We start from the raw sequence: 8,332 nt of genomic DNA on the forward strand, positions 1-8,332 counted from the left end.
CGGTCACCTCTCCTTCTGCAGTACGGACAGCGCGGCGATGAGTTCGGCCTGGGGCTCGGGGTGGACGTCCAGCGCGTCGAGCGGGGCGAGCCGGCGCTCGCGTTCGGCGTACAGGACCCGGTCCACGTGCTCGGTGAGCAGCCGCCCGGCGCGGTCGCGCAGCCGCAGCGCCCCGTGGGCGCCGATCCGCTCGGCGAGCCCCTCCCCGGCCGTCCGGCCCCGGCGGCCGCCCAGCAGGGAGGTGGCGACCAGGGCGGCCACCAGTTCGGGGTCGGGTGCGAGGTTGCGGTCGAGTTCGCGCACCTCGTCCTCGGCGTGCTCCTCCAGTTCGCGGCGCCAGCGGCGTACGGCGAGGCCGATGCGGTGCTCGGCGTTGTCCGCGCCGGTGTCGCGTGCGGCGAGTTCCGGCGCGGCGGAGGCCGGTTCGCGCCGCCAGGCGTCGTCCACGCGCTCGTCGGCGGCGGTGACGGCGCACAGCAGCAGCGCGCTGAGGCTCTCCACGAGCGCGTCGAGGAGTTCGGCCGCGGTGCAGTCCAGGGGGAAGGCGCGCCAGCGCTTGAGCGCGTCCCCGGCGAGGACCGCGCCGCTGTGCAACCGGCCCCGCACGCGCGCGTGCTCGCTGTCGTACGCCCCTTCCACGGCGGAGGTGAGCCGCAGCGCGGCGGCGTGCTGCGCGGCGGCGGCACCGGCGAGCTCGGGCATCCGGGACTTGAGGGAGTCGAGGACGCCGTACGCCGTGCGGGCGAGGACGTGCTGCCGGGCCGCGGGATCCTGGGTCTGGTGGACCAGCCAGGTGCGCAACTGGGCGACGGCGGAGGCCGGCAGGAGCCCGCCGCCCCAGGCGGACTCGGGCAGTTCGGGCACGGTGAAGCGCGGCACCTCGCCGAGTCCGGCCTTGGTGAGCAGGGCCCCGTACTGCCGTGACACCTCGTGGACGACCTGGTGGGGCACGCGGTCGAGGACCGTCACGAGGGTGATGTCGTATTCCTTGGCGGTGCGCAGCATGTGCCAGGGGACGGCGTCGGCGTAGCGGGCGGCGGTGGTGACCATGACCCAGATGTCGGCGGCGCAGATGAGTTCGGCCGCCAGGACGCGGTTGTCGGCGACTAGGGAGTCGATGTCGGGTGCGTCGAGGAGGGCGAGGCCGGGCGGCAGGCTCTCGGCGGTCTCGACGCGCAGCACGCGCGCGGGGTTCTCGCCGGGGAGCAGCAGGTCGTCCGTGGAGTCCGACTGGGGGACCCACACGCGGGTCAGGTCGGGCAGCACCCTCATCCCGCTGAACCAGTGATGGTCCTCCGGATGGCAGACCAGCACGGGGGTGCGTGTCGTCGGCCGCAGCACGCCCGCCTCGCTGACCCGCCGTCCTACGAGGGAGTTCACGAGCGTCGACTTCCCGGCTCCGGTCGACCCGCCCACGACGGCCAGAAGCGGCGCTTCGGGCTCCCGCAGGCGGGGCACCAAGTAGTCGTCGAGCTGCGCGAGGAGTTCGTCGCGGTTGGCACGCGCGCGTGGGGCCCCCGCCAGGGGCAGCGGGAAGCGTGCGGCGGCGACACGGTCGCGCAGGGCGGAGAGTGCGTCGAGCAGCTGAGGCCGTACGTCCAAGGTCACCACATGTGAAGAATGCCCAATTTTAGGGGAATTCTGAAGCATATGAGCATGTCTGCGCGCCGACAGAACACAAGGGACGGAAGGGACGACTGGGACACAGGCGCACCGCAGGCATAACGAGTGCACAACACCCGATGCCTCTGACGCCAAAAGCGATGCACGATTCGTACCTGCCTGCGATTATCAGGACCGCTTCACTGAACCTCCACATCGAGCCACGGAGGCGAAGCAACAGGGACAAGGACGCGGGAGCCCTATCCTTGTCCCCGGCAACGTCACGGATCGGCCCACACCCGGGCACCACGACAGAGGCCACCACACCCGGCCCCCGTAGCTCAGTGGATAGAGCAGGCGCCTTCTAAGCGCTTGGCCGCAGGTTCGAGTCCTGCCGGGGGCGCAAGTCTCCGCCCTCCCTTTGGGGAGGGCTTTTTGCTGGTCAGGGCGGGTGCGGGGTGGTGCGGCGAAGCCCCGGGCGCCCTCTTGATGATCAAGGGCGGTTTCCGGGGCTGTCCGGCTGTTACCGGGTTTTTGCGGGTGGCCGTGTCGAATACGTGTCGAAGTTTCTGCGGGCCGCGAGGTCAGTCGGCGGACGGCCGCTCGGGAAGATCTCCGGCAGCTTCGAGCCGCCGCTTCAGGTCGGGCAGCTGGCCCTCGACGCAGCGGGCGTAGGTCGCCAGGAGCACGGCAACGCTGTTCCCAGCCCACTCGGCCACCTGGGCGGGTGGAATCCCGTCGTTCAGCCACTTCGTCAGGCGCGTGTTCCGGTTGTCGTACACGCGCCGCCCGGTGGGCGACTCGAAGACGTGCGGGGGCAGTACGGCCTTACGGGCATTGCGCCACGCCCGACGGATGACGGAACCGGCGAGGATGCCTCCAGACTCGCCTTGGAACAGCAGGTCACCCGGCTTGAGCTCTTCGACCTCGATGTGCTGCCGAAGGATGCGCGTGAGGGCGGGATGCCCCGGGACAGTGCGGGTCTCGCCCTCAGCACGGCCTTTCAGGTCGCGCTGACGTGACCCTGCCCGAGCCTGACGCCGCCGATCATGGATCTCCCCTGTGTCTGTCCACTGCTTTCCGACCTCTGGAGTCGCGGTGTGGATCAGCAGCTCGCACCACTGGTAGCAGGCCTACGTACTCTGCGACGCCGGACGCGCTCCCATGACGGTGCAGCTGATACGCGAGGCACAGCGACTCGGCGGCACGGCCATGTCCCCACGCCTTACAGCCTGGCTACACGCCGCAGAAGCCGAGATATGCGCCCGAGCCGGTCTGACCGACGACTGCAAGCGCGCACTGGAAAGCGCCGTAAGGTCCTTGCCCCCGGGTGAGGACGCCCGCGACCCGGACATGCTGAGTATCTTCCTCAACGAGGGGCACCTCGCCAGATGGCGCGGCAACGCGCTCGCCCTGATCGGCGACCACGAAGCAGTCCAGAGCCTCTACACAGCCCTGGACACAGCCGACCCGACGTTCATACGAGCGTCCGCAGGGCTGCACTGCGACCTCACTCAGGCGCACATGGCCCGCGAGCCACGGCTCGACGTCCGCCGGCGCCTGAGTGGTCACAGACCGATCCGGCACCCGGTAGGAGCTACGGCCATGCACCTCGATGACGCCCTCGGCGACGAGCTTCGCCAGCACCTGGCGCAGAGCCGTACGGCCGATGTCCAGCTCTTCGGACAGGGTGCGCTCAGACGGGATCTTGGAACCAGGCGAGTACTTCCCCGTCGAGATCCACTCGCGGATCGTGCGGTAGACCCGCTCCGACTTCGGTCCCATCCGTTGAGCACACTCCTTGTCGCCGAGCTATGTCGAGCGACACAGGCGTAGCCGCCAGAGCACTCACGTGAGTAGACACAGCCGGGACCAGACGATCACATGGGAGCGCGGTAGAACTTTCCCTACATCCATCAAGGCCCGCGCACGGCGCGGGCGCGCGCCGCCTCTGCGGCGCGGCCTGCCTCCTGTCTGCGCCCCGGCTGGCCGCGCCCGGCGGCGCGCTAGGTGCAGCGGGCAGAAGCGAAGAAGTCACCCACTGGTCAAAGACGTGCCTCCGGCGGGGGCGCTCAGGCTCCGAGATGGCGGGGGCGCCGCTCGCGAGTGCCGGCCGTGAGTGGCGGGCGCGGGGAGCTCCCATCCCGTCTGCCGTCGACCCAGGCAGAGCCGAGCAGACGCGGCCCATGGCGTCCAGGTCGTTCGTACAGTGGCGCGCTCCACCTGGACGCCATGAACCACGCCCGCTCCACGGTGTGTGGGTCGACGGCAGACGGGATGGGAGCTTGGGCCGGTGGTGGGTTGATGACGAGTGGCGACACGAGGTCGGCAACGACCTGTTTTGCGCGTGCCGCGCACGGCTGCCACCCAGCCGACATCTCGGCCCGCCGGGTCAGGTTGGGCAAGGCGTGTATGACCTCCATAGTCAGCGTTGCCTGAGTGATTTGCGACGGTTCATTGCCCCGAAAACACGGTCACTACTACTGCGGCCACGCCAATTATCGTAGTGGCAATCAGTCCAGCCAAGGCAATTCGATTTGCTGCATTGAGGCGGCTCCATACAGATCCGCGGGTGACATCCTCGGTGACGCGGAGAATTGGCCTAGCTGCCCGCGAGGTGAAGAATAGCCATGCAAACAGGAGCAAGAAAATAGGGCCAAAAGTTGGCGCCATTACATAGATCCAGAAGTCCTTTCCGGCTTCCTTGCCTCCTCGGTCCTGCATCAGGCCGAGCACGCCAAGGATCCAGCCAGCACCCAAAAGGGACCAAATGTAGAACCAAGGGCTCGCCTTCTGTTCGATGACGACTCTTCCTCCGGCCTGCTCCAGGAACAGTTGGAGTCGCGCCGCCTGCCCTAGGACCCACGTCTCGTCTTTTCCGGAGACGGAGAACTCCACTCGGCGAGTTTCTACGCTCAAGGAAACGCGCCGGTCCCCCGTCGTATCGCTGGCCTCAACTAGAACATAGGCCCATAGTTTTAGATCCCCGCCTACATTTGCCGAATTCAGGGAATTGATAAGTCCGTCAAGGTCGGAGGCGCTATAGCGTGTCGAGTTCCGCTGCGTCGATACCTCAACGCTAGCCGGGTCAGTGCCCTCAGATGCGAGCGCGAACACTCTTTTTAGGTCGCTGTTTCCTAGCTGACAGTTCTGAAAAATCAAGCGCTTCTCGGTGCGCTGCGTTGGCGTCGACATGATGACATTGTGCGACTAGCGTCACTCTGAGGTACCCGAACGGCCAAAACTTCGCGCCAGAAGCGGGCCTACGACTGTAGCGAGATGCCTCGCCATGCAGGCACAACCGGAGCGGCAGGCGTGCCAGGTCTGTGCCGCGTGGTGTGGTCACCCTTGGTCTGCTGCAGTTGAGATACCTCAATTGCCGAGATTCCGGGCGTGAGGTCGCCCAACGAAGGCGTGCCTGACCTGGAGGTCTCGGCGACCGTCCGGCGACTTGACGCTGAGATCATCAGTAGCTGGCCTGCCGGCGCAAGGCAGTGACCTGCGCGTCCCCACTTCCAGTCACGTCCGCCCGTACAACGCAGTGATCGCGACCGCCCGGCGCCCTGGGCCGTGCGAAGCCGACCAACGCTGACAGTCGGCACCCACGGGTGACCACCCCCACCCCGCTCTTCCGGCAACTCGTCACGGAGGCAACACGACTCTCGAAGAGGGCGTCTTTTTGCGTTTCCCTGGGCAGGAATTCACTCGTCTGCCGTATGTCACCCTGCTGGGCCGCCAACAAGCCGCTCGCCAAGATCACAGCGGTCTGAGAACGAACCGACTCTCCGGATCCCGCACAGGGCGACACCTTCACCACCACCTCGGCGGATGACTCGCACCGGCCGGTGACCACCACACGGTGGTCACCGGCCGACTGTCCTCCGCAGAACTATCGGGCCATGCAGTGCAGCGAGGCCTCAACTGGCCGTGGTCACACCCTCGTAATGCCCTCGGCCGACCGTCTCAGTTTCCGTCTCATTCAGCGCCGTTCACGGCCATTCAGACGGGATCGAAGGCGGAAGCCGATCGCAGGGCCAGCCGCCCATGAACGCAGGTGAACGCCCCTGCACCCAACCCACCATCCCACCACCACAGGTTGGAAGAGGAATTGTCAAGACCTGTGGATCCGCGTTCCACACGGGGTGCGTCTTTACTCACGTGGTCGGGGTGAAGGACGGCCGCCGTGACGAGCGTGCAAGGAGTCCTCGGCGGCTGCCTCCGGGGCGATCAGCACTTGGCTGCACTCGCGTTGACTCGTCAAGTCAGTTCGCGCGCCAGTCGTCTGAGTGCAACGGTCTGACTGCCCGCGAAAGCAGCGACATCAATCGCGACCGCCACAAGGGTGAGCAGGACAAGCACACTTGCTGCAGCCACAGACACCGCAGCGAGCACACATGCCGCAAGTGCATTCGCTACAAGTACGAGACGCAAGCTCCCCGCCAAGGGACGAAGACTGAGCCACCACACGACACCGGCCCACAGCACCGCAGCCCCACCGATGCTGACGACGACGAGTGCCGACACGGTAGGCCGCCGGCCGCGCTGTGCCTTCGTCGCGGGTTGTAGAACCCAGTGATCCATGTGGCGATCTTCAGGCGGGCCTCGGTCCGGGTCGCGAATTGTCGGCGGTGGATGTACTCGACCTTGATCAGCGAGTTGAAACTCTCCGCGGCGGCATTGTCCAGCGCGGACCCCACGCGTCCCATGGACTGCACCACGCCCAGGCGGTCACAGAGCTTGTTGTACGCCTCGGACGTGTACTCCGCGCCGCGGTCGCTGTGGAAGATCGTCGCGGCCAAGCTCCACCTCTCGGAGTCCAAGGTCCGCAACTACCTCTCCTCCGCGATCGGCAAGACAGGCACCCGCAACCAAAATAAAGGCAATGCGGGAGGCGCGGCAGCAGGGGTGGTTGTGACCCTGCTGCCGCGGCGGGGGTTGTGACCCCTGCCGCGGCCCTGCCCGCATCGCTCACCTCACCCCCGTGACCTCCGCCTTCTTGTAGTTCACTCCGTCCGGTCCCAGGCACACGAACCAGTCCTTCTGGGAGCCGTCCACCTCGCGGATCAGGTTCTTGAAGTCGCCGGCCCCCGCAGCGGCCCGTTCCACCCGGGTCTTCGTGCCGTCGCCCCAGGTGCAGGTGACCTCCTGGACGGTCCGGGCGACCTGCCCGATCACCAGGCGCTGCGGGGCGCCGACCCGGTCGGTGTCCAACGGCCTCGAGTACGCCTCGAGATCCTTGCCCGAGACCAGGCCGTCCTTACTGAATAGTCTCAGGATCACCGTCGACGACTTGCCCCCCACGGTCAGGTGCACGAAGAACCAGCTCTCGCCCACCAGGTCCGAGGCCTTCTCCACATCGACCGGCTTCTCCCCGTACAGGGCCATCTCGGCGAGCTGGGCGCGTGCCTCCGCCGTGGTCTTCGGCGCGGTCCAGACGGCAGCGTCGACCTTCCACTTCCTGCCGTGGTCCGTGCCCCTGGCCAGAGTCGTCACCCGCCGTTCGGGACTCTGCTTCGCCGTCCCCGCCGAGGGCCGCGCGGCCACCTGCCCCGCCCCGTGCCCGCCGCCCGTGCCTCCCGCCAGCGCCAGCGTCGTCCCCGTGGACCCCGCGATCACCGCCGCGGCCGCCGCGGCAACCGCCCAGCGGCGCGTCTTGCGGCGCCTCCCTCCCCGTACCACCGCCTGATAGGGGGCCGCGCCGACCTCCACCTCGTCCGCCGCGTCCGCCAGCAGGAGGGCGATGTCCGTGTGCGCCTCGTCGTACGTCATATCGTGGTTCGTCTCCCTGTCCGCGCTCATCACTTCCGCCCTCCGTTCGTGAGTGCCTCGGCCAGTCCCGGCAGGGCGCGGAGCTTCGCGATCCCCCGCGCCGTGTTGCTTTTCACCGTGCCGACGCTGCATTCCATGGCCTCCGCCGCCTGCGCCTCGCTCAGGTCCTCCCAGTACCGCAGGACCACCGCCTCCCGCTGGCGCGCGGGCAGTGCGGCGAGCGCCGTCAGCAGCGCGCCGCGGTCGTCCGCCCGCGCGATGCGGTCGTCGGCGTCGGGCAGTTCGTGGGTGAGGCCCGAGTCGTCCTTCGGCGCCAGGAACTCCTTGAGGCGTCTGCGGTGCCTGCGGGCGTGCGCGTTGATCATCACGCACCGTACGTACGCGTCGGGGTCGTCGGCCGCGCCGACCCTGCGCCAGGCCGCATAGGCCCGTTCGAGCGTCGACTGGACCAGGTCCTCCGCGGCATGCTGCTCCCCCGTGAGTAGGAAAGCCGTGCGCAGCAACCGTGGCCAGCGGCCGACGACGAAGCTCTGGAACTCCGCGTCCCGAGCCTCTTTCCGATCCCTCATGGGCACCTCCTAGATGGTTGAAGGAGTCCATGAGGATCGGATTTCGTTGCACCGCCGCGCGGAGGATTTTTTTCGAGCCTCGGGCCCGGAGATTGTGCGGCAGGCCCGCGCGGCCGTGGCCTCACGCCTGCCGCACCGGCACCTTCCGCGGCAGCCACAGCCTCAACGCTACGAGGGGAAGGTCAGTGCGACGACGAATGACTCGTGCCAGACGCGTGCCAGATGCTGCGGGGAACCACGGGGAACAGCGGGGAACCCATCGACCGTCCGCCAGGCGTCTGCCTCCCTCCATCGCAGGACAGGCCCCCGACCAAGCCCTTGATGCCCTTAGCTTGGCGTTTATCCTCGCTGAGCTCGGTGCTCCTTGATCGATTCAGCGCGTTTGGCTGTCT

At 67.7% G+C, this 8,332-nt stretch carries 7 protein-coding genes, 1 tRNA gene and 2 pseudogenes; 3 read left to right on the forward strand and 7 right to left on the reverse strand.

Annotated elements, in window-relative coordinates; translation table 11 throughout:
- Positions 1–3 precede the first annotated feature (3 nt).
- Positions 4–1,611 carry a dynamin family protein gene (locus tag QNO09_RS18885; protein ID WP_283971365.1) on the reverse strand — a complete coding sequence of 536 codons (1,608 nt, stop codon included), beginning with the start codon at positions 1,609–1,611 and terminating at the stop codon, positions 4–6.
- Positions 1,612–1,932: 321 nt separating this feature from the next.
- Between QNO09_RS18885 and QNO09_RS18890 the strand changes: the two genes are divergently transcribed.
- A tRNA-Arg gene (locus QNO09_RS18890) sits at positions 1,933–2,005 on the forward strand.
- Positions 2,006–2,186: 181 nt separating this feature from the next.
- On the opposite strand, the gene QNO09_RS18895 is transcribed toward QNO09_RS18890, so the two are convergent.
- The gene (locus QNO09_RS18895) at positions 2,187–2,384 is read right to left on the reverse strand and encodes an integrase (RefSeq protein ID WP_283971366.1); all 198 of its coding nucleotides are present in this window, start codon (positions 2,382–2,384) and stop codon (positions 2,187–2,189) included.
- Between the two features lie 108 nt (positions 2,385–2,492).
- On the opposite strand from QNO09_RS18895, the gene QNO09_RS18900 reads away from it, so the two are divergent.
- Positions 2,493–2,624: a hypothetical protein gene (locus QNO09_RS18900; protein ID WP_283971367.1), complete on the forward strand. Its 132-nt coding sequence runs from the start codon at positions 2,493–2,495 to the stop codon at positions 2,622–2,624.
- Between the two features lie 514 nt (positions 2,625–3,138).
- Here QNO09_RS18900 and QNO09_RS18910 read toward each other — a convergent pair.
- The 3 genes and pseudogenes from QNO09_RS18910 to QNO09_RS18920 all read right to left on the reverse strand — a co-directional run.
- Positions 3,139–3,387 (reverse strand): annotated as a pseudogene (locus QNO09_RS18910) (winged helix-turn-helix domain-containing protein); the annotation flags it as partial.
- 669 nt (positions 3,388–4,056) lie between these two features.
- Positions 4,057–4,797 (reverse strand): hypothetical protein, encoded by a 741-nt coding sequence (locus QNO09_RS18915; RefSeq protein ID WP_283971368.1) that lies wholly within the window; start codon positions 4,795–4,797, stop codon positions 4,057–4,059.
- Positions 4,798–6,014: 1,217 nt separating this feature from the next.
- Positions 6,015–6,308, reverse strand: a complete 294-nt coding sequence (locus QNO09_RS18920) for an integrase core domain-containing protein (protein WP_283971383.1) — start codon at positions 6,306–6,308, stop codon at positions 6,015–6,017.
- A gap of 85 nt (positions 6,309–6,393) precedes the next feature.
- Here QNO09_RS18920 and QNO09_RS18925 point away from each other — a divergent pair.
- Positions 6,394–6,517, forward strand: a pseudogene (locus QNO09_RS18925) (DNA-binding response regulator); the annotation flags it as partial.
- Positions 6,518–6,570: 53 nt separating this feature from the next.
- Here the strand turns inward: QNO09_RS18925 and QNO09_RS18930 are convergent.
- Both QNO09_RS18930 and QNO09_RS18935 read right to left on the reverse strand, forming a co-directional pair.
- Positions 6,571–7,401: a hypothetical protein gene (locus QNO09_RS18930; protein ID WP_283971369.1), complete on the reverse strand. Its 831-nt coding sequence runs from the start codon at positions 7,399–7,401 to the stop codon at positions 6,571–6,573.
- Positions 7,401–7,940, reverse strand: coding sequence for a SigE family RNA polymerase sigma factor (locus QNO09_RS18935; RefSeq protein WP_283971370.1), 540 nt, complete (start codon positions 7,938–7,940; stop codon positions 7,401–7,403). Before QNO09_RS18935 ends, QNO09_RS18930 begins: the two co-directional genes overlap by 1 nt.
- Positions 7,941–8,332: the final 392 nt, after the last annotated feature.

The organism is Streptomyces sp. 378, assembly GCF_030124145.1.
GTDB lineage: Bacteria > Actinomycetota > Actinomycetes > Streptomycetales > Streptomycetaceae > Streptomyces.

What these genes read in the sequence shown, in the direction of transcription:
- QNO09_RS18920 (WP_283971383.1), bottom strand. Translation starts at nt 6,308, where the DNA reads ATGGGACGCGTGGGGTCCGCGCTGGACAATGCCGCCGCGGAGAGTTTC.
- QNO09_RS18935 (WP_283971370.1), bottom strand. Translation starts at nt 7,940, where the DNA reads ATGAGGGATCGGAAAGAGGCTCGGGACGCGGAGTTCCAGAGCTTCGTC.
- QNO09_RS18930 (WP_283971369.1), bottom strand. Translation starts at nt 7,401, where the DNA reads ATGAGCGCGGACAGGGAGACGAACCACGATATGACGTACGACGAGGCG.
- QNO09_RS18915 (WP_283971368.1), bottom strand. Translation starts at nt 4,797, where the DNA reads ATGTCGACGCCAACGCAGCGCACCGAGAAGCGCTTGATTTTTCAGAAC.